Here is a 21,435-nt window from a genome sequence, read left to right as displayed (position 1 = left end):
GGAGGTGAGGTTTCCACATGGATCGACAACAGTTGAAGCTGGAGCTTCTTCAGTCTCTCCAGAAAATGTACGATATGGAGCTGGTTGCCCCTCTGCTGGAATTCTGTCAGGGGGAAATGCGGGTGCTTTTATATCTGGATGCCCATCCTGCCGGGGCGCGGGAAATTTACCCCTCGGATTTAAGCGACGCGCTCTATGTGACGAGGCAGCGTATTACCACAATTCTGGCGTCATTGCGGAAAAAAGGATATATTATTACGGAAACTTCAAAATCCGACCGCCGGAAAACGCGGGTAAGGCTGAGTAAGGCAGGGAGCCACTATGTTCAGGAAAAAAGAGCTCTCGCCGACTCCTACTTTGATCTTTTGATTCAGACACTGGGGGAAAAAGACGCGGCAGAACTCAACAGGCTGGTAAAACGCGCCGCGGAAGAACTGGAGGGACTTGCGGAATGAGTTATGTAATTTTTGAAAACGTATGTAAATATTATCACATGGGCGATCAGACCATCGCCGCCTCGGATCATGTCACCTTCCACATTGAGCAGGGTGAATTCTGCATTATCGTGGGTCCCAGCGGCGCGGGGAAGACCACAGTGCTTAATATACTGGGCGGGATGGACTCCTGCGACGAGGGACTGGTTCTGCTGGACGGTCGTGAAGTCAGCGGTATGAGCGAAAAAGAGCTGACTGACTACCGCCGCCACGATGTAGGTTTTGTCTTTCAGTTTTACAATCTGGTGCAAAACCTGACCGCTCTGGAAAACGTGGAATTGGCTTCGGAAATCTGCAAAGAGCCTCTGGATCCGGCTCAGGTAATGGAATCCGTGGAGTTATCAGAGCGAATGAATAACTTTCCCGCCCAGCTTTCCGGCGGGGAGCAGCAGCGGGTCGCCATCGCGAGAGCCCTTGCGAAAAACCCGAAAATTCTGCTCTGCGACGAACCCACCGGCGCGCTGGACTACCGGACAGGAAAAACAATTCTCAAGCTGCTGCAAGACTGCTGCCGCCAGATGAATAAAACCGTTATTATTGTCACACATAATCAGGCGCTGACGCCGATGGCGGATCGCGTGATCCGAATCCACAACGGAAGTGTCGCCTCAATCGAAGAAAATAAAGAGCCGCTGCCTGTAGAACAAATCGAATGGTGAGAACATGAAAAAAATGTATGCCCGTACAACTGTAAGAGAAATCCGCCAAAGTTTCGGTCGTTTCGCCGCCATCATCGCCATTGTCGCCCTCGGCGTGGGGTTTCTCACCGGTCTGCTGTCAACAACACCCGATATGGAAGCTTCTGTGGATTCCTGGTATCAGAAAACCTCCATGTCGGATTTTGATATTAAATCCACCATGGGGCTGACACAGGAGGACGCGGAAGCGGCGGCAGCCCTTCCATCCGTTGATAAAGTCACACCCGCGCGGGTCACGGATGTTCTTGTATCCTCTCCGGACGGCGATCTTTTATCCGCCCGTATGTACGGAATGGATCTGAATGATACAGATTCTGTCAATCAGCTCACCCTGCTGGAAGGGAGCATGCCGGAAAAGGCAGGCGAATGCGTGATCGAAAACCCCAACTCCTCTATGACCGACCTGTCCATCGGTGATACCATCACCCTTTCCGAGGACACGGAAAACTTGGAAGATACCTACCGCCAGAGAACCTTTACCATTACCGGTATTGTAAACAGCCCTTACTATTTCTGCAATTCCGAAGAACCATCTTCCGTGGGAACCGGCACCTGCAGCGTTATCTTTTATACAGACAGTTCCGCCTACGCTCTGGACACCTACACGGATCTCTTTTTAACCGTAACCAATAACGGCAACGCGTTTTCTGATGAATATGAATCGCGAATCGAAGATGTAACCACAGAACTGGAAACGCTTTCCGAAGAACGGATTCCAATCCGGTACGAACAGATCCGGGAAGAAGCCTACGAGGAAGTGGACAAAGCGCAGCGCGAACTGAACCGGGAGAAGAAACAGGCGCGGCAGGAACTGGAAGACGCCCGCGCGCAGCTTGAGGAAGGGCAGAAAGAGCTGGACAGTGGAACCGCTCAGCTGGCCAAGGCCAAAACGCAGCTCGCCGACGGAAAAAAAGAGCTGAAGAGCGGAAAAAAACAGTTAAAAGAGGGAAAAGCCCAACTGAAGAAAGCCCGCCGCCAGCTGAATGCCAGCAAAAAAGAACTGGATGCCGCCAGGGATTCCGTGGAACAGGCCAAAGAAGCGCAGGAAGCCGGGTACCCCCTTTCCGAAGAAGCGCTGGTTCAGATCGAGCAATACGATAAAGGACTCGCCGCCTGGGAGCAGGGAAGCAAGGAACTGTCCAAGCAGGAAAAGGCTCTGAAAAAATCCCAAAATCAGATCCGGGCCAGCGAAAAGCAGCTGGACGCCGCGGAAAAAGAGATCGCTCAAAATGAAGAAAAACTGAAAGAAGCCGAAGCCGAACTTGCCAGCGGCCGCGTGGAATACGAAGAGGGAAAAGCCGAAGCCGAGGCGCAGATTCAAAAAGCGGAAAGAAAAATCAAAAAAGCCCGGCAGGAAATCGAAGATCTGGAAGAACCGGAATGGTACATTCTCGACCGCGATTCCAATCTCAGCTACGCCCGTTATTCGGTTGACGTGGAAAAAGTCGCGGATATCGCTACCGTCTTTCCCCTCTTCTTTTTCCTGGTCGCCGCTCTTGTTTCCCTGACCACCATGACGCGTATGGTTGAAGAGGAACGGATTCAGATCGGAACTTTGAAGGCGCTCGGATACCGTAAGGCCACGATCATGTCAAAATACCTGATCTACTGCGGCGGAGCGGCTGTCGCGGGCTGCCTGATCGGTCTTGCCGCCGGGTTCATTCTGTTTCCGACCGTCATTTACCAGGCTTATATGTCCCAGTATGATCTTCCGGATCTGATCCTGCAGTTCCACTGGGAATACGCGCTTTTAGCCTGCGGTCTGGAAATCCTCTGTACGATAGGCGCCACCTGGCTTGCCTGCGCAAGCGCGCTAAAAGAAAAACCCGCGCTGCTTATGGTTCCAAGAGCCCCGAAAGCCGGAAAACGCATTTTTCTGGAACGCGTCGGCATCATCTGGAAGCGTCTGTCCTTTTCCCATAAAGCGACTGCCCGCAACATTTTCCGGTATAAAAAGCATCTGTTTATGACGGTAATCGGGATCGCGGGCTGTACGGCGCTGATGGTCGCGGGATTCGGAATGCGGGATTCCATGTCCCGCATGGTGGGAGCCCAGTATACCGAACTTCTGAAATACGACATGCAGATCGAACTTTCCGAAGACAAAACCGACTCTGTTTTAAGCGAGTTTCTCGATGGAAAAACCTTTGCAAAGGTCTATGATATGACGGGAGAAGCTTCGGCGGGCGGAAACAGCGTCAGCACGACAATCTGTATTCCGCAGGATACCGAAACCTTTTCGGACTTTATCAACCTCCGTGAGCGGAAGTCCGGCGATGCCATTGCATTCTCGAAAGACTCGGTCATTATGACGGAAAAGATGGCCGAAGATCTGGAACTGTCGGTGGGGGATTCCTTTACCCTGATGAACGCGGACGATCAGTCGCGAGAGTTTACCCTTACCGGGATTACGGAAAACTATATCGGATGCTATCTTTATATCGCGCCGCAGCTGTACGCGGACGCGTTTGGGGAGTTTGACTATAACGGATACCTCCTGCACAGCGGGATCCAGGGGAAAGCGGCTCAGGATCAGGCAAGCGAGCAGCTTCATGAGAGCAGCTATGTTTCCTCTGTGTCCTTTACCTCTCAGGAGGAAGAAAGTTATGAATCCATGCTGTCCAGCATTAATCTGATCGTTTATGTGCTGATCCTGTGCGCCGGAGCGCTGGCGGTTGTGGTTCTCTACAATCTCACCAACATCAATATTAACGAACGAAGCCGGGAGCTTGCGACGCTGCGTGTTCTGGGGTATCATCATCGGGAAGTGGCGATCTACATTTTCCGTGAAATCGGGATCCTCTCGATTCTCGGAACTCTGGCGGGGCTCATCGCCGGATGGGTTCTGCACCGCTATGTTATTCTTACAGCAGAATCGGTGGATTTTATGATGGGCAGAGAAATTTCCTGGCAAAGCTACCTGCTGGCGGCAGTCCTCACCCTTGTCTTCTCCGCTCTGGTAGACATTCTGATGCTGTTTAAACTCCGCAGAATCCAGATGGTCGAATCGATGAAAGCAGTGGATTAGTCAGTAGCGCAGAGGAACGGAGGAAACCCTGCAGGTTTTGGGAAATCCATAATGATGGAGCATATAGGCCGCGCCCCGGACTGCCATCTCCTTGTCCAGCGCCGGCCCCGCGGTCACCCCGGTAATAACCGTTCCCTTGTCCAGGACCTCCAGGGCCAGAAAAGGCACCTGAATCCCCCGGACTTTCCGAAACTGGTAAGGCGCCCCTTTTTCCTGCGGAGAGCGCTGAATCTGCTCGTTGCCGGAAGGGATCACAAGCCGGATCTCTTTCTCATGGGAAAAAGCCCGCTCTTTGTAAAACAGGCTCATTTTCTCAAAACAGCGTTCCAGCGCGTAAAGCAGGTTTTCCCTCTCCTCGGGATTTTCCCGGCAGTTCCATCGGTCGGAAAAAACGCGCAGCATGCTCCGTATTTCCTCTGCTTTCCGCTCATTCTCATACACAATCCTTCTGCACAGAATCTTCTCGCCTCCCGTCAGCGCGGAAGCAACGGGCTGTGCGTTCAGCACCTCGATCAGGCGCCGGGTGTCAAAATGAAGGTTGTAACCGGCGGCATGAAGGCTGTGGGTGTAATAGTTCCACATGGGCAGGCTGTCCTGTTCCTCTGAGCAGGAGAGGACAAAGTAGCGGGAAGCCGTTCTGTCCGAAGGATCGGGCTCCCCCAGACTGCGGAGAACATATCCCTGCCTGCCAAAATACCGTTCCGCCAGTTCCCTGCTTAATGGCGAATCCCATCCTTTCAGACATTCACGCAGAATCCGGTAAAAATTCTTACGTTCGCTCCGGTCATTGAGGAACAGGCTGTCCGTAAAATATAAAATACCGGAAGACAGAATTCCATGCAGCCCGTCCGCGGAGGTATAGTGATAAATCGTCCCCGGCAGAGTTTTCATACTCACAGTATCGCGGCGGCGCTGAGGATCACCAGAACCAGAACAAACAGCATCAGTACGAACTTCCAGACCCATTTCAAGTAAACGCCATAGGAAACCCTGGCGATGGCCAACGCTCCCATGAGCACGCCGCTTGTGGGGGTAATCAGATTTACCACTCCGCTGGCGCCGGCAAAGGCAGTAACGACCAGCTCCCTTCCCACTCCCGCAAATTCCGCGATGGGAGCCATAATCGGCATGGACAGAGCCGCCAGCCCCGAAGTCGAAGGTACCAAAAAGGACAGCAGAAGGAAAAACAGATAGGACAGATCCGCGAAGGCAAGAGAACCCATAGATTTAAGGGATTCCTCACCCAGATGCAGCACCGTCGCCGTCATGCCTCCATCGTTCATCACAACCGCGATTCCCCGCGTAATACCGATAATCAGCGCCACGCCCAGCAGATCCTTTGCTCCGTTTAAAAACAGTTCGATGAACTTCAGCTCTTTCCATCTCCAGATCAGCCCGCACAGAAACGACGCAATCAGGAACAGAATCGTAATATCTCCGAACCACCAGGAACCCAGCGGCGTAATCTTTCCCAAAACCGTTCCCAGCCCCGGGATTCCCAGAATCCAGTTATTAAAATCCTCAAAAATCGTAATCCCGAATTTATCCGCCCACGGTATCACGCCCAGAACCATGATGAAAAAGCTAAGACCGAAAATCCATAAAATCGCTTTCTGCTTTGTGCTCAGACCTTCCACGGAAGTTCCCTTCTGAGACAGAAAATGGGCTTCGTTACTCTCTTTCATATTGTAGACCAGAGATTTGGACGGATCCGCCTTGACTTTTTTGGCGTAAGACATAACATACCAGATGGCCAGCAGCAGGCAGGCTGCCAGAATCATGACCCGCAGCACGATTCCTTCTCCAATGGAGATCCCGGCAAATCCGGACGCAATGCCTGTGGCAAAGGGATTTATGGTGGAGCCGAGGCATCCCACTCCCGCTCCCAGGCAGATTACCGCGAATCCGGTAATGGAATCAAAGCCCGCCGCTACGAAAACCGGAATCACCAGGATATAGAAAGCGATGGTTTCTTCCCACATGCCGAAGATCGTCCCACCCAGGGCGAACACGCACATCAGAATGGGAATCATCAGCGTTTCCCGCCCGGAAAACCGTTTTACAATCGAGCCGATTCCGGCGTCAATGGCGCCCGTATCGGTAACCAGCCCTAAAAAGCCGCCGATTACAAGAATAAACACGATAATCTCCGTCGCGTTGAAAAAACCTTCAATGGGAGCACGCAGAACTTCCCAGAGTCCCTGGGGATTCTGGGCGGTCTGTGTATAGGTTCCCGGAATCGGTTCCAGTGAGGCGGCGGTATCGTCCACATAATCGTAAGTACCTGCCGGCACGATCCAGGTCAGGATCGCGATGATGATAATAATCAGAAATAAAATGGAAAATGCGCTGGGCATTCGGAATTTTTTCATAGTAAAACCTCGCTCGCTTCTGTTTTTCCTTAGTTTGGACAAAAGCGAGCCGCTTTATGTATTCAAAAAACGCGCCGCGAAGAAGCTTTGTAAAAAGCTTCTTCCGTCTGGCGCGCTATTTTCTTAGCGGTTCATAAGTTTTTGAATATCGGTTTGCGGATCGCCAATCGGCTGAAGGTTATAATGCTCTACCAGGAAATTCAGCACATTCGGCGACACAAAGGCCGGCAGGCTTGGTCCCAGGAGAATGTTTTTGATTCCCAGGTGCAGCAGGGTCAGCAGGATGCAGACCGCTTTCTGCTCGTACCAGGAAAGCACCAGGGAAAGAGGCAGTTCGTTTACACCGCAGTCAAAGGCTTCCGCAAGAGTAACAGCTACGCGGATGGCACTGTAGGCGTCGTTGCACTGCCCCATATCCATCAGTCTCGGCAGTCCGCCAATCGTTCCCAGATCCAGATCGTTAAACCGGTATTTTCCGCATGCCAGAGTCAGAATCACAGAATCCTGCGGCGCTTTCTTTACAAATTCCGTATAATAGTTTCGTCCCGGCTTCGCGCCGTCGCAGCCGCCTACCAGGAAGAAATGTCGGATCGCGCCCTGTTTCACCGCCTCAACCACCTGATCGGCGGCAGCCAGAACCGTGCCGTGGGCAAAGCCTGTGGTCATGATTTTTCCGCCGTTGATTCCGGAGAATTCCTGCTCTTCGCTATAACCGCCCAGTTCCAGCGCTTTTTCAATAACCGGTGTAAAATCTCTATCTTCTCCGATATGCACCATCTCCGGATAGGCTACCACTTCCGTTGTGAAAATCCGGTCCTTGTAGCTGTCCTTCGGCGGCATCAGACAGTTGGTCGTAAACAGCACCGGAGCCGGAATCCCCGCGAATTCTTTCTGCTGGTTCTGCCAGGCAGTCCCGAAGTTTCCTTTCAGATGCGGATATTTTTTCAGTTCCGGATATCCGTGAGCCGGCAGCATTTCTCCGTGAGTGTAGATATTGACGCCTTTTCCTTCGGTCTGCTCCAGCAGACGCTTGATAATATAAAGGTCGTGTCCGGAAACAACGATAAACGGGCCTTTTTCAACGTTCATGCCCACCTCCGTTGGCTCAGGCGTGCCGTAGGTTCCGGTATTGGCCCTGTCCAGAAGCTCCATGCATTTCAGATTCACTTCACCGGTTTTCAGTACCAGCGGCAGCATCTGTTCCATCGTCTGTTCGGTCCCCACCGCGGCAAGGCCTGTGCAGAAAAAGCGGTTTACCTCTTCATCCTGATATCCCAGTACAGCCGCGTGCCACGCATAGGCCGCCATACCCCTGAGTCCGAACAAAATCAGCGACTTCAGAGAGCGAATATCCTCATTCCCGTTCCAAAGGGCCTCCATGTTGTAATCTTCCGTTTCTTTTTGCCCGTGGATCTCCTTTATCAGATCCTCCAAAGCCGCATCGTCAAAATTTACATTTGTGACTGTGGCGAACAGTCCCCGCATCATCAGTTCCGCTACAGCCTCCGGCAGTTTCTCTCTTCCCGCGCGTTCCTCATCCTTGGCAAGTGAAATCAGCGCGCCTGTCAGTCGATCCTGCAGTCCCGCGGTTTCCGCCTTTTTGCCGCATACGCCGGCCTTTCCTGTGCACCCGCTGCATCCCGCAGTCTGTTCGCACTGAAAACAAAACATTTCTGTATTCATATTTGTTACCTCCCATATCCTGATTCGTTTTGAATGATGAGAGAAGCATACCAAAATCTCATGAAAAATTCCGTTGCAAATACAACGGAATTAAGTTTTGTTTTTTGTTATTTCCAGGCTCCTTCTTGATAGGACTTTCCTTTCATAGATTCCACGTTGATTTTTATAATCGCTGTTTTCTCAAAGGCCGCGGCAATAAACTTTCTCCCGTTTTCTTTGAACTCCGGTGAGAACCGGTCCACAAAGGTTTCCAGAGCTTTCTGCTTTTCCGCGTCATCCTCCACAAAAGAAGCCGTTCCGAAGGCGATAACGCTTTCAAAGGCTGCTGTAAATTTGCTCGGAAGAATTTCGGAGCTCAGAATTGCAGTAAAGCAGACCTTTCTATTATTTTCCAGCGCCTCAATTTTATACCCGTATTTCGCGGAATGGATATAAATGCAATCATTTAGATACACATAATTTACTGGTACTCCATAGGGATATCCGTCATCACCGTTTACGGACAGGATGCCGTGATGCCCTTTTTCAAAAATTGCCCTAGCCTGTTCCTCAGGTAACTGTCTGTCTTTTTTATACATTTCTCTGTTCATAACTTCGTCCTCCCGTATATTTCATTTTTCTTACTACTATTCTACCGGGTTCTTCACCAGAAGCATGTTGCGTCTGCAACACAAATCCGATAAAATAAAAATATTCCACCATTCTTACAGGAGGTGAATTCTTTTGGATCTTTTTGATAAGATACAGGAAACAGACCGAAAGTCAATGTTAAAATGCATCAACGCCTATGCGCGTCAGTATACCCGTGGAGACTATATTCGGTATCCCCGGGAAGCGGATTCTCTGATCGGCATTATTGAAGAAGGCAGCCTGCAGATGGCGGCCGAAGATCTCTGGGGAAACCGTTCTCTCATCAGCATCCTCCAACGCGGAGCTGTCTTTGGCGAAACCTTTGCCTGCGCGCGGAAAGAGAATTATGTGCTTTCCTATCAGGCGCTGTCCGACTGCCGCATTCTCTTTATGGACTACAGCCGGGTCTTTCACACCTGTAGTCTGGCCTGCAGCTTTCATCACCGAATGATTGAAAACATCGTAAAAATAATCGCCGAGAAAAATTTGGAGTTTATCAAAAAAATTGATGTTGTCTCCAAGCTTCATCTCCGCGAAAAGATTCTGACGTATCTGTCTCAGTGCGCTCGGTCATCCGGTACTGCCACGTTTACCGTTCCTCTCGGCCGGCTTAAGATGGCTGAATATCTCTGTGTGGATCGCTCTGCTCTGTCAAGAGAGCTGTCCAATATGTCCCGAGACGGTCTGATTTCTTATGAGGGGAATCGCTTTACACTCCACATACCTGATCAGGTCTGATCAATGAAGGAGTTCCCGCATTTCGGGCAGGTGATCTTCAGCGTACCCTTGCCCTTTGGCACCCGAATCACCTGACCGCAATTTCTGCAGCGGTAAAAATTATATTGAGAGTTATCATTTTCTCCCCATCCTCCGCTCTTTTTACGCCGGCGGAAGGGACTTACATTGGACTGCTGTCCGCCCTTTCTTGTGAAGCGGTTCTTGATGGACAGATATTTCTGATTTTCCCGCTGCCTTTTAAAAATGTTCCTCGACATAATCCGAAAGTACGTATATACGAGCAGCAGCAAGCCTGCCAGATATAAAAAATGCAGATGGCGGAAGTTGGAAAGCAGAATGACGATCACGGTTACGATCAGCAGAAACCGCCCGAATTCGTCCATTCCGTATCTGCCCTGCATAAATTGAAACAACCTGTATCTCCAATTATTCATACCTCAACCCTCTTTCTCTTTTTTTAATTGTAACATACTTTTTCTTCTTTTGAGATTTTTCATCAAATTTTCACATAAATATCCGCGGAACGCTTTTACCACGTCTTCTCCACTCCGCAAACTGTGAGAACGTTTCCATTTACCTGAAAGCGGATTTCCCGGCCGGCAAAGGAAAATCCGTAAACTCTTCCCGCTTCCTTCTGATAAGCCGGTCTGGGGTCCTCTGCCAGCACCTTTTTCAGCGCTTCCTGTTTTTCCTCGGGGATCTGCCGCAGCCAGTTTTCCGGAATCTCAACCTGCAGGCGATAATCCGCTACATTGGCGCTGAATCCGCCCAATGCCTGAGGATGGCTGTCAGCCTGAGGCACGTAGGGTTTTATGTCAAAAATAGGCGTCCCATCCATCAAATCCGCGCCTGCCACCTGAATCACCGGTCCGTATTTGGGATGGTTTTCTTCCACATGTTCAATACGCACGGAAGAAAGCCCCAGCGAATTAGGGCGAAATGGAGAGCGGGTCGCGAAAACTCCCATCCTCGTGTTCCCTCCCAGGCGTGGCGGCCGGACCGTCGGAGACCACTCCCGGCATACGGACTCGGAGAAAAGCCAGATAAGCCAGATATGGGAAAAGCCGTCCAGTCCCCGTAATGCCTGAGGGTCGCGGTACTCCGGCTCAAAAATAATGGTTCCCTTTAATTCCTCCACCAGCCCGCTCTGCCGGGGTATTCCGAATTTTGACGAAAATTCCGTGTGAATATGGGCGATGGGCGTTATTTCATGTATCATATACGTTGTTCTCCTGACCTGTTTTTGTTTTACTATATCGCAGGGAGAATTTTGTGTCAATGGCCGCTTTTGAATTCATGTGGCTACCTTCTCATGTATGCGTTCTTTCGTATTTTGATGTTGAATGATTCTCTTTTTCGTACTAAAATTATGAAATAAAGGGAGAATGGAGCCCCCTTACAACTGAATATATTTACCAAGGCAGTCGACTGAACGCGCTTTCACCTGACCCGAGGTCTTGCGGGAGGGGGTGATTTTATGAGTACATATCAGGAGTTTATGGTATTGCTCACCGTGGCGCTACTCATTATATCCATACTTGATTTTACGCATAAAAAATAGCCGTTCAGCTCTCTGGTAAAGAATCGAACGACTATTTTTATTTTGACTAATTACCGAGACGGGTAAGGCGTGGTTACTCGTCGGCTGTCTTGTTAAGTATATTATAGCAAATATGCTTTAAATGTCAAACAGAAAGCCCTACCTGAAAACTGTAAGTATTTAGGAAACGTTACGCAACATGAACTGCAACACCTTGCCACCCAAATAGACCCATTTAGATCGGGCGAATACAAATCATTCAAAAATACAAAACCCGCCGAACGCTTGAATCACTGCGTTTCAGCGGGTTTTTACATGGTGCTCCCGGGGCGATTCGAACGCCCGGCGCACGGCTTCGGAAACCGACGCTCTATCCCCTGAGCTACGGGAGCAAATCAAAGACTGCGGGTTTCATTCACCGCAACTGTAAACTATTATACACAAAAACGAAGCAAATGTACACTAAAATTTTTCAAATACGACTTTTTTATTTTTTATTTTTACTGGTCAGAAGTCCTTCGGGCAAACATTTTCTCCGAAACAGGCAGCTTGGTTGCCCATAGCCGCAGGTGACGGGCCTTTCGGGCGAACATTCCGCCACAATCCGAAGTGTTGTTCGCCCGAAAGGCTGAATTTCTTCACGTTTATTCGTAAAATTCCTGGGATTTAGAGAAAGCGGGCAACCATATGCTGTGAAAACCGCATCATGTTTGCCCCCAGCGGGACATCCTGCCCCTTCCGCGCGAACAACTATAGCGATATAAACGAAATGTTCGCCCGCCCGCTTTCCCGCCCGGCCTTAAAACCACGGCTCCGAGTAACTCTATACTTCCCGCAGCCGTTCCATCAGACTTTCCTTTCGGAATCTGCGTATCATAAAGAAGGCAATGACGCACGGCACCAGAAGAACCACCGCCGCGTAAATCAGACAATACATTAGAGGGAATTGATAATCCATGTAGCTGGCGCCCAGGTTTTCCATCAGGCGACAGACGCCGTATCCTGCCAGGGACCCAAACAGAATGGAGATAAAGATATTCCCCACCGCCAGAATCAGGCCTTCCCCAATAATCATTTTTTGTATCTGCTTTCCGCTCATACCGATGGACTGGAGCATGGCAAGCTCGGTTTTCTGAGACATAAAATTACTGATCAGCGTGTTCACCAGATTGATCATACTAAAGCAAATGATAAACAGTACAATGGATACCAGGATCAGAATCGTCTGGTTCCACATGTCTCTCGACTGGGCTTCCTGCTGTCTTAAGGTCGACATGGACAACTGCGGGTGAGCGTCCACAATCTCTCCCAGAGGCTCTTCCACCTTGTCTCTCTGCCCTTCCCGGGTCTCCACCACAAAAGTGTCCGTCAGATCCACGCCGGGAAGCGTTTCCGTCAGGACCTGCTGAGGCAGCAAGAACCATCCGTTTGTCAGTCCGTCCTTAAATCCTTTTACAGCGCCCGCGATTTCATAAGTCTTGAAAAATTCTTCTCCGTCATAATAATGAATCGTAACTTTATCCCCCGGCTGGAATCTCCATCCGTAAATCTCTTCCACCTGATCATTTGCCCGTATCACAATCTGATTCCCGGAAAGAAGCTCCCGGTAATCCAGAGCGCCTTCTGTCAGACACTCTTTTAGCTCGGAAAACTCTGATTTTGTAAAAGGAGTGACCATATCCTCCTGTCTGGCCTGGTCTTTATAGTCGTAAGAAACATAGGCGCTCCTGATTTTATGAATCTGTTTTACTCCCGGAATTTCCATCATTTCATCCTCCACCTCCCGGGTCAGAGGATTATCAAGCTGCACTTCCGCCGCGCCATGTCTTGCCGTCTGTGTAGCGTTTCCCGATAAAGAGACAGTGAACTCTCCCAGCTGGAACTGTCCCGTGCGCACGTATTGATCCGAATCAACCGAAGCCGCGTAAGTCATTACACCGATGAACAGCACGCCCCCTATCCCAAGGGACAGCATCGTGATAAACGTTTTCTTGCGGTTTCGCGCCGTATTCATCCGCGCCAGAGAAAAGGGCGTAATCTTTCTCTGCAGCCTTGCGGTCTTTTTCTGTCCGCTTTCCCCTGTGTAAGTCGAGTATCGTACCGCTTCCACAGGCGATACGGAGGCCGCCATCTTTGCCGGTTTCATAACGGAAATCAGAATCGTCAGCAGAATCACGGCGAAAGCGACCACTGCCATAACCGCCGCCCGGGTGAAAGAAAAACCGCCCGGCCGGATCAGAAATGACACAATCCCTCCCAGAACGATTCCCGCGGGAACCGCCCTTGCCGCCAGGATCATACCTTCCCGCCGCACGAATTTCCGTATCTGTTTTCGGGTCATGCCCAGCGTGCGGAGCTGTCCGTATTCTCTGGTCTTTCCGGAAATAGAGATGTAAAAGATGCTGTAGATTACCATAACCGCGGCAGCTAAAATGATCACGCCGATAATCGCCATGGTCAGGGTATTCCCTGTAAATTTCCCCTCCGGCAGGGTTTCTAGGAAATTGTTATTCTCATTCACCTGAGCCCGCGGCACTCCTGCCTGCTCTCCAATATCTCGAACCGTATCCAGAAATTCCGCCTGGCTCATTCCCGTCGAACCATCGATTTTCGCGAGAGCATCATAACGAATATCTTTGAGCGCAGATCCCGTTTCCGCGTAAGCTTTAGAATGTACGATTGGGTATAGATTAGAATTTTTAACCGCTTTTATAAAGCCGGAAACTACATATTCTTCCGTTTCCCCGGACAAGAGAGGTACGGAAATTTTCATCCCGACTTTCGCCTCTTTTCCCAGTTTCTCTATATAGGCTTTTGATACCACGACTTCCTTTTCCTGCTGCGGCAGCTTTCCCTCCACCAGCTCCATCGTTTTGATGGTCTCCGAGCTTCCGTCATAGTAAACCTGCCAGATAATATAATCATCTACCTCCATCTGCTGCCCCAGTTTGTCCAGCGTCATATAGGAAATCCGGCTGTCCTGCCGCAGATTACCAATCTGTTCTTTGTTTACATTCTGGTAAATCACGTCCTGGGCGCTGACGAGCTTGCGCTGCATATCCAGTTTGACCGATCCGCTGAACAGTCCCATTACCATCAGCAGGCTGGCAGCCAGAATAATCGTAATGGCAATGAAGAGATTTCCCATTTTTTTCGATTTCAGATCCGCCTTTGCCAGGTGGCCGATCACCCGTTTGTTCTGTGTCTCATACATGTCCGCCACCTACCTTCTCACGATTTTTCCGTCTTCAATACGGATAATCCGATCCGCGGTCTGGGCGATTTCCTCATTGTGGGTGATCATAACCATAGTCTGATTAAATTCCCGGCTGGTGGTTTTCATCAGGCTGATCACATCCTGGCTGGTGGCGCTGTCCAGATTTCCCGTCGGTTCATCGGCTAATACCAATGCGGGTTTTGTGGCCAGCGCCCGGGCGATAGCGACTCTCTGCTGCTGTCCGCCGGAAAGCTGATTGGGCATCTGATATTTCTTTTCCGAAAGCCCCAGGCGTTCCATAATCTGATCCACCCACCCTTTTTCGGCATGATGTCCGTCCAGCTCGATGGGCAGAATAATATTCTCATATACATTTAAAATCGGCACCAGATTGTAATTCTGAAAGACAAATCCGATGTGCCTTCTGCGGAAAATCGTCAGCGCTTCCTCCTTCATGGAAAACAGGTCTTTGCCTCCGACAATTACGCGCCCTTCTGTAGCCCGGTCAAGGCCTCCCATCATATGAAGCAGAGTGCTTTTTCCGCTTCCCGAGGTTCCGACTACCGCCGCGAACTCGCCCTGCTCGATTTCCAGATCCACGCCGTCTAAGGCCTTTACCAGATTTTCTCCTTTGCCATAATATTTTTTCAAGTTTTCGGTTTTCAGTACTAACATTCCCGATTCCTCCTTTTCGATTATGGCTTTATCATAAAGGATAAAAATCTCCAGATTCTCTCGGAAAAATCACAGTTTTGTTATTTTTCCCCTTTGGCGGGAAGAAAGATTTGAAACCGGCTGCCTTCTCCCGGCCGGGAAAGGACTTTGATATATCCCTTCTGCGCCGTCACCATTTCCCTGGCCAGATAAAGGCCGATTCCCAGACCTTCGGCGGAAGCAGTTTCCCTTCCCCTGTAAAACCGCCCGAAAATCCTGGGGATCTCTTCTTCCCGGATTCCCATTCCGCTGTCCGCGACTTCCAGGCATACGAAAAGCTGGTACGGCGTTACGGTAAGCTGAATCCTGCCGCCCTCCGGCGTGTATTTGATGGCATTGTCCAGAATATTTCCGGCCGCTTCCCTCATCCATCTGGGATCAAAAAAAGCGGTGACCTCGTTTTGACATTCCAGGCGGACGTCCAGGTTCTTTTCCTGGGCTTTTTCATAAAAATCGCCTATTACCTGTATACAAAACTCCCTTACGTTTTCCTGCCGGGGCACGCACTTTATCATTCCGTTTTCCAGACGCGACATTTCCACCAGAGTCTGAATTAAAAATTTCAGCTTTTCCGACTGCTGTACCAGCCGTTCCACAATTTCACGGTTTTCTCCGGACTTTTCTCTGAGAAGCTGGCTGTATAACAGAATATTGGCAATTGGCGTTTTGGTCTGATGGGAAATATCGGAAAGAAGAGCCTCAATCTGCGCCTTCTGCGCGTTGGCATCCTGAAAAGCCTTTTGCCGCAGATGGACAAAGCGGGAAAGCTTCACCTCAAACAGCGCCAGTTCCGTTTCCTCGTCCTTCGGCGGCCGCAGGTTTCCCTCTATGGCGTCATCCAGATAAGCGTTACATTCTCCGAAAATGGCGAGTACCCCCTTTTTGACGGAGAACACAAAAAGAATCAGGACTATCGCCATCCCGGCCAGCGCGGCCGGAACCACCAGACGAATATAAAAATCCATGAAGCAGGATAGGACAGCCGCGCCGCAAAGCAAAAGAAAACACCCGCCGCAGACTGCGTACAGACGGTAAAACCATCCGTTGCTGATGGCCTTTTTTTCCATGCCGCTTCCTCCTTTGTCTCAATGCTATCCATTGTTTTTCCAGGTATATCCGATCCCGTAAATACTTTTAATCCGATGGGTTCCCAGCTTGTCCCTCAGCCTTTTAATGGTCACCGGAAGAGCGTGGTCATCCACGAATTCGGTTTCCCATACCCGCGTAAGCAGCGTTTCCTTCGACAGCGTCTGTCCGCTGTTGACGGTAAGGATTTTCAGAAGCTTTTGCTCCGTCCTGCTGAGGGAAACAGGCTTTCCGCCTTTTGTGAAGGACATCTGATCAAAATCCAGCACCAGATCGTCAAAGCAAAAGCGGTTTTCGCCTTCTTCCGCGCCTCCATCACCCTTCCTGCGCCGGAGGACGGAATTGACTCTGGCCCGCAAAATCATGAGGCTAAATGGCTTGGTAATGTAGTCATCGCCTCCCATTTCCAGTCCTCTTACCACATCCAGCTCCATATCGTTGGCTGTCAGAAAAATAATGGGCACATCCGAGCCCTGCCGGATCTCCCGGCAAAAATCAAAACCATTCCCGTCCGGCAGATTCACATCCAGCAGAATCAGATCCGGAGGTTCGGTTTTTAGCGCTTCTTTGGCCTGCGCCACGGTTTCCGCCCGAATGGTCCGCGTTTCCGGGCCTTCCAGTGTCATGGAAATTCCTTCATTGAGATTTTTGTCGTCTTCGATAATCAGGATTTTGTTCACCAGCGCACACCACCCTATTTCTGTATTTCCGACATATAACTGATGGGAACCTGCCCCTGTTCGTTCATGTATTCCAGGAGCGCCGCCGCGTTGCCCTGGCTGCCGCTGTCCTTCTCCGCCATCAGACGGAAGAGAGAGGAAAACAGGCTGTTGTCTTCATACTTCATCTCATAAACCGGACAGTCCGCGAGGCTGTAAGTGCTTCGCATATCGGAAATCGCGTCATCTAAAGTCCCGATCTGATCTACAAGTCCGTTTTCCAGGGCCTGCCTTGCCGTATAGACCCGTCCGTCCGCCAGCTTTCTCACGGTTTTAATATTCATGTTCCGCCCTTCTGCCACAATCTGTGTAAACTGGTCATAGGCTTCATCGACCAGGGACTGATAAATTTCCCTCTGCTCCTGTGTAAGCGGCTGTGTCATGCTTCCCATGGCCTTATTTTCTCCGGCTGTAATCGTAACGGTTTTGATCCCGTACTTTTCCAGAAAACCCGAGATATCAAACACGGTACCTGCCGTTACTCCGATGGAACCGGTCCAGCAGTTGCGGTTGGCAATAATCTTATCCGCGGAAGCGGAAATATAATAACCGCCGGAAGCCGCCATCGATCCCATAGCCGAATACAGCGGTCTGCCCGTGTCCTGATACTCCCGGAGTTTCAGATAGATTTCATCCGTTTCATATACCGATCCTCCCGGTGTGTTCAAAAACAGAATCAGCCCTTTGTTATTGGAATTATTTATCGCGTCCTCGATCCGGTCCAGCACCCACTGGTGGTTATATCCATCGCTGGAATCCTTGCCAATCGTTCCCTCTATATAAAGAACACTGATATGATCTTCACGGATATCCGCGTAATTGCTGTCCTCATCTTCAAACAGACTGCCGCATGCCACTCCCAGCAGGATCACCGCCAGAAGAATACATCCCAGGATGATGAACGGTTTCTTCCGATTTCGCCTCGGAGAGCCGCCCTGCCCGCCGGAACCGCCGCCTGCGAAGGCTTCCTTTTTTTCATCACTGTCTTCCTGCGAAGGCGGAAGCGGAGACCTGCCCTCTGACTGGCCGAAGGTATAATAACGAATTCCGTTTTCATCCGGTTCACTGATAATCCCTTTTTTCTTTTCTTCCATAGATACTCCCTTTCTTACTATCTTCGTTACTGCCGTAATTGTTTGAATTATACCATCTTTTCCCTATGAAGTACAGATCCGGACCGTGAGGAAATATATACGACCTGCGCCCTATCCCCTTGACAACCGCTCCCCGCCCATAGTAGGCTTATAGATAGAAGGAGGACTTCTATGAAGTATGAACGTATTATAATCGGCGGCGGGGCGGCGGGGCTTTTTTGCGCCGCAAGCTGTCCCGTTGATAAAGGCCTGATTTTAGAAAAACAGTCTTCTCCTGGACAAAAGCTGTTGCTTTCCGGCAGTGGTCAGTGTAATCTCACCCACAACGGCAGCATCAAAGAGTTTATCGGACATTACGGAGAAAACGGTTCCCGAATCCGCTCCGCTCTTTATCGCGGAAACAATCTGCTGTTGATGAAGTTTTTTACAGAAAACGGAGTTCTGCTGGAAGAACGGGAAGACGGCAAGATCTTTCCCAAGTCCCGCAAAGCCGGCGACGTCCTGAATCTTCTGCTGGAGTTAAGCAAAAAAAACGGCTGGGAACTCCGCGCAGACTGCCCGGTGGATTCTCTGGAGCAAAAGGAGGATGGTTCGTTCCTTGTAAACCGGACATACGTCGCGGATGAAGTAATTATCGCGACCGGCGGATGTTCTTATCCGGATACCGGTTCGGATGGAAACCTGTTCCCGCTGCTCAAAAATCTGGGGCTGAAGATTATTCCGCCTCGCCCGGCCCTCGTACCTCTCACTGTTCGTGACTACCCTTACGGAGGCCTTTCGGGAATTTCCTTTCAATCCGTAACCGCCAAACTGGACGGTCACCGTCTGACCGGAGATCTGCTGCTGACCCATGGAAGCTTTTCCGGTCCCGTGATTCTGAATCTTGCTCGCTGGGCAAAGCCCGGAAGCGAATTAAAACTATGTTACATACCCGGGGAAAGTCACCTTCCCTCCGCCTCCGGAGACCGCAGGCAGGCCCTCACGTTTTTCTCAGAGGAACTGAATCTGCCCAGACGGTTTACCGAACAGATTCTCCGCCGCGGCGGAATCGAGCCATCTGTGAAAGCCGCCTCCCTCTCCGGTTCGCGGCTTAAAACGTTCCAGGCCTTTTTAAAGGAAGACACCTTCCAGGTCACGGGCACGTCGGGCTTTTCCTCCGCCATGGCTACAGCCGGCGGCGTCTGTCTCGATGAAGTCGATTTAAAGACCTTTGAATGTAAAAACATTCCCGGTCTTTTCATCATCGGAGAAGCGCTGGATATTGACGGGGATACCGGTGGCTACAACTTGCAGTTCGCTTTTTCCAGCGGATACTGCGCGGCCAAACATGTCTGATAAAAAAGAAGCAGCATTCTGGATGTTTTCCAGCAAGCTGCTTCTTTTTCAATTCCTCTATTCTTCTGCCTCTTCAAAGTCATCTTCAATGGGTACCGGGACGATCACCTCTTTCGCCTGCTCCAGAAACGGTTCCGGCACGTAAAGATCGATGGGATAGGCGTTATTGTTTCCCATGGCGATTTCAATAAAATTCGCCGCGCCCTGATACTTTTTCACGCAGGGAATGCCTTCGCTTCTCAGTTTAGATTCCAGCAGATCCGCCTGAAAGGTACTCTCCGCGGTACACAGGAAAACGCCTCCCCGCCAGGGCTCTTTGTTATCGTAATTACTAAACATCTTTATTCGCGATCTCCTTCAGGAGTTTGTCTTTCAGCTCTTCCACCTTCATCTCGCCAAGTTCGCCCGCTTTACTGGAACGCACAGTCAGAGTTCCTGCTTCCGCTTCTCTCTCTCCAATGATGCAGATATACGGCGTGCGCTCGTTTCTCGCTTGACGAATCTTGTATCCGATCTTCTCGTTTCTTACATCCACGACGGTTCTCAGACCTGCCGCTTCCAGAAGGCGCCCGGTCTCCTGGGCGTAATCGGCGAACTTCTCCGTTACGGTCAGCAGCTTCACCTGAACCGGAGCCAGCCACAGCGGGAATTTCCCCGCGAAATGCTCAGTCAGGATTCCGATGAAACGCTCGATGGAGCCGAATACAACCCTGTGAATCATAATCGGTCTATGTTTTTCCCCATCCGCTCCGATATAGGTCAGATCAAACCGCTGAGGCATCTGAAAGTCCAGCTGAATGGTTCCGCACTGCCAGGTTCTTCCCAGACAGTCTTCCAGATGGAAATCCAGCTTCGGTCCGTAGAAAGCGCCGTCCCCTTCGTTGACCGTGTATTCTTTTCCCTTCTTTTCCATGGCCTCCCGCAGAGCGTTGGTCGCTTTTTCCCAGTCTTCCTCGGATCCCATAGAGTCCTCCGGTCTTGTGGAAAGTTCCACATGATACTGAAAGCCAAAGAGGTTATAAACGTAATCAATCAGATCGATTACCCCCAGAATCTCATCGGTAATCTGTTCCGGCAGCATAAAGATATGGGAATCATCCTGTGTAAAGGTCCGCACCCGCATCAGACCATGCAGGGCTCCCGAAAGTTCATGCCTGTGTACCTGGCCCAGTTCGCCGAGCCGGATCGGGAAATCCCGGTAGGAATACATCTTTCTCTTGTACACCAGCAGTGACCCCGGGCAGTTCATCGGCTTAATGGCGTAGTCCTCATCGTCGATTTTGGTGAAGTACATATTATCCTTGTAATGATCCCAGTGTCCGGAAGTATGCCACAGCTGTTCATTCAGGATCAGCGGCGTTTTGATTTCCTGATAGCCTCTTTTCCTGTGTTCCTGCCGCCAGAAGGTTTCCAGTTCGTTGCGGATAATCATGCCGTTTGGCAGAAAGAACGGAAATCCCGGTCCTTCTTCATATATAGCGAAAAGATCCATCTCTTTTCCGATCTTACGGTGATCCCGCTTTTTCGCTTCCTCCAGCTTCTGAAGATATTCATCCAGTTCCGCCTGGGACGGGAAACAGGTTCCGTAAATTCTCTGCAGCATTTTGCGGTTTTCATCGCCTCTCCAGTAGGCGCCCGCCACGCTCTGCAGCTTTACCGCCTTGATCTGCCCGGTCCGATCCATGTGGGGACCCGCGCAGAGGTCGACAAAGTCTCCCTGCTGATAGAAGGAAATTACCTCGTCCTCCGGCAGATCTTCAATCAGCTCCACTTTATAATCTTCATTCAGCGCCTTCATTTTAGCAATCGCTTCCTCTCTTGGAAGTTCAAAGCGCTCCAGAGGATAGTTTGCCTGAATGATTTTTTTCATTTCCTTTTGTATCTTCAGCAGATCCTGATCCGTGAATTTGTGTTCCAGATCAAAATCATAGTAAAATCCGTTATCAATGGCAGGTCCGATCGCCAGCTTCGCCTCCGGCCACAGTTTTTTTACCGCCTGAGCCAGAATATGTGAAGTCGTATGCCGATAACAGAGTCTTACCTGTTCATCTTCAAAATTAATTTTTTCTTTCGCCATTTTCCTTTTC

The 21,435-nt window shown here is 50.3% G+C and carries 18 protein-coding genes and 1 tRNA gene; 5 read left to right on the top strand and 14 right to left on the bottom strand.

Annotated features, from left to right (window positions below; translation table 11 throughout):
- Positions 1 to 17: 17 nt before the first annotated feature.
- The 3 genes from H9L42_RS14600 to H9L42_RS14590 are packed head-to-tail and all read left to right on the top strand — an operon-like array spanning position 18 to position 4,220.
- Complete coding sequence (locus H9L42_RS14600) at positions 18 to 455, top strand: MarR family winged helix-turn-helix transcriptional regulator (protein ID WP_187304146.1); 438 nt, start codon at positions 18 to 20, stop codon at positions 453 to 455.
- Positions 452 to 1,153, top strand: coding sequence for an ABC transporter ATP-binding protein (locus H9L42_RS14595; protein WP_187304145.1), 702 nt, complete (start codon positions 452 to 454; stop codon positions 1,151 to 1,153). The genes H9L42_RS14600 and H9L42_RS14595 overlap by 4 nt, the downstream gene beginning before the upstream one ends.
- A gap of 4 nt (positions 1,154 to 1,157) precedes the next feature.
- On the top strand, positions 1,158 to 4,220 hold the full coding sequence (locus H9L42_RS14590) for an FtsX-like permease family protein (protein ID WP_187304144.1): 3,063 nt from the start codon (positions 1,158 to 1,160) through the stop codon (positions 4,218 to 4,220).
- Here the strand turns inward: H9L42_RS14590 and H9L42_RS14585 are convergent, their stop codons facing one another.
- From H9L42_RS14585 to H9L42_RS14570, 4 genes are all read right to left on the bottom strand, one after another.
- A complete protein-coding gene (locus tag H9L42_RS14585; RefSeq protein WP_187304143.1) occupies positions 4,221 to 5,111 on the bottom strand; it encodes a DUF2971 domain-containing protein in 891 nt (296 codons plus the stop codon).
- 2 nt (positions 5,112 to 5,113) lie between these two features.
- Complete coding sequence (locus H9L42_RS14580) at positions 5,114 to 6,592, bottom strand: YfcC family protein (RefSeq protein WP_187304142.1); 1,479 nt, start codon at positions 6,590 to 6,592, stop codon at positions 5,114 to 5,116.
- A 123-nt stretch (positions 6,593 to 6,715) separates the two neighbouring features.
- Positions 6,716 to 8,275, bottom strand: coding sequence for a hydroxylamine reductase (gene hcp / locus H9L42_RS14575; RefSeq protein ID WP_187304141.1), 1,560 nt, complete (start codon positions 8,273 to 8,275; stop codon positions 6,716 to 6,718).
- Between the two features lie 107 nt (positions 8,276 to 8,382).
- Positions 8,383 to 8,865, bottom strand: coding sequence for a pyridoxamine 5'-phosphate oxidase family protein (locus H9L42_RS14570; RefSeq protein WP_187304140.1), 483 nt, complete (start codon positions 8,863 to 8,865; stop codon positions 8,383 to 8,385).
- 133 nt (positions 8,866 to 8,998) lie between these two features.
- Between H9L42_RS14570 and H9L42_RS14565 the strand changes: the two genes are divergently transcribed.
- A complete protein-coding gene (locus H9L42_RS14565; RefSeq protein ID WP_187304139.1) occupies positions 8,999 to 9,643 on the top strand; it encodes a Crp/Fnr family transcriptional regulator in 645 nt (214 codons plus the stop codon).
- On the opposite strand, the gene H9L42_RS14560 is transcribed toward H9L42_RS14565, so the two are convergent.
- The 8 genes from H9L42_RS14560 to sppA all read right to left on the bottom strand — a co-directional run bounded on the left by H9L42_RS14560 (position 9,634) and on the right by sppA (position 18,013).
- Positions 9,634 to 10,077, bottom strand: coding sequence for a BRcat domain-containing protein (locus H9L42_RS14560; RefSeq protein ID WP_187304138.1), 444 nt, complete (start codon positions 10,075 to 10,077; stop codon positions 9,634 to 9,636). The two genes, H9L42_RS14565 and H9L42_RS14560, sit on opposite strands and share 10 nt — an antisense overlap.
- Before the next feature lie 95 nt (positions 10,078 to 10,172).
- A complete protein-coding gene (gene tsaA / locus H9L42_RS14555) occupies positions 10,173 to 10,862 on the bottom strand; it encodes a tRNA (N6-threonylcarbamoyladenosine(37)-N6)-methyltransferase TrmO (RefSeq protein WP_187304137.1) in 690 nt (229 codons plus the stop codon).
- Between the two features lie 637 nt (positions 10,863 to 11,499).
- Positions 11,500 to 11,575: transfer RNA gene (locus H9L42_RS14550), tRNA-Arg, on the bottom strand.
- A gap of 431 nt (positions 11,576 to 12,006) precedes the next feature.
- A complete protein-coding gene (locus H9L42_RS14545; protein WP_187304136.1) occupies positions 12,007 to 14,397 on the bottom strand; it encodes an ABC transporter permease in 2,391 nt (796 codons plus the stop codon).
- Positions 14,398 to 14,406: 9 nt separating this feature from the next.
- Positions 14,407 to 15,075, bottom strand: coding sequence for an ABC transporter ATP-binding protein (locus H9L42_RS14540; RefSeq protein ID WP_187304135.1), 669 nt, complete (start codon positions 15,073 to 15,075; stop codon positions 14,407 to 14,409).
- Between the two features lie 80 nt (positions 15,076 to 15,155).
- A complete protein-coding gene (locus tag H9L42_RS14535) occupies positions 15,156 to 16,181 on the bottom strand; it encodes a sensor histidine kinase (protein WP_187304134.1) in 1,026 nt (341 codons plus the stop codon).
- A gap of 24 nt (positions 16,182 to 16,205) precedes the next feature.
- Positions 16,206 to 16,880 (bottom strand): response regulator transcription factor, encoded by a 675-nt coding sequence (locus H9L42_RS14530; RefSeq protein WP_465270669.1) that lies wholly within the window; start codon positions 16,878 to 16,880, stop codon positions 16,206 to 16,208.
- 14 nt (positions 16,881 to 16,894) lie between these two features.
- Complete coding sequence (sppA, locus tag H9L42_RS14525) at positions 16,895 to 18,013, bottom strand: signal peptide peptidase SppA (protein WP_187304133.1); 1,119 nt, start codon at positions 18,011 to 18,013, stop codon at positions 16,895 to 16,897.
- A 171-nt stretch (positions 18,014 to 18,184) separates the two neighbouring features.
- Here sppA and H9L42_RS14520 point away from each other — a divergent pair, with 171 nt between their 5' ends.
- The gene (locus H9L42_RS14520) at positions 18,185 to 19,348 is read left to right on the top strand and encodes a BaiN/RdsA family NAD(P)/FAD-dependent oxidoreductase (RefSeq protein ID WP_187304132.1); all 1,164 of its coding nucleotides are present in this window, start codon (positions 18,185 to 18,187) and stop codon (positions 19,346 to 19,348) included.
- A gap of 57 nt (positions 19,349 to 19,405) precedes the next feature.
- Here H9L42_RS14520 and H9L42_RS14515 read toward each other — a convergent pair whose 3' ends face one another.
- On the bottom strand, positions 19,406 to 19,687 hold the full coding sequence (locus H9L42_RS14515) for a putative signal transducing protein (RefSeq protein WP_187304131.1): 282 nt from the start codon (positions 19,685 to 19,687) through the stop codon (positions 19,406 to 19,408).
- Entirely contained in the window at positions 19,680 to 21,425 is a 1,746-nt protein-coding gene (thrS, locus tag H9L42_RS14510; RefSeq protein WP_187304130.1) for a threonine--tRNA ligase, read from the bottom strand. The genes H9L42_RS14515 and thrS overlap by 8 nt, the downstream gene beginning before the upstream one ends.
- Positions 21,426 to 21,435 lie beyond the last annotated feature (10 nt).

The sequence above is a fragment of the Zhenpiania hominis genome (assembly GCF_014333425.1).
GTDB lineage: Bacteria > Bacillota > Clostridia > Peptostreptococcales > Anaerovoracaceae > Hominibacterium > Hominibacterium hominis.
The sequence above is the reverse complement of the archived record's forward strand: the minus strand, read 5'-3'. Positions and strand labels throughout refer to the sequence as shown.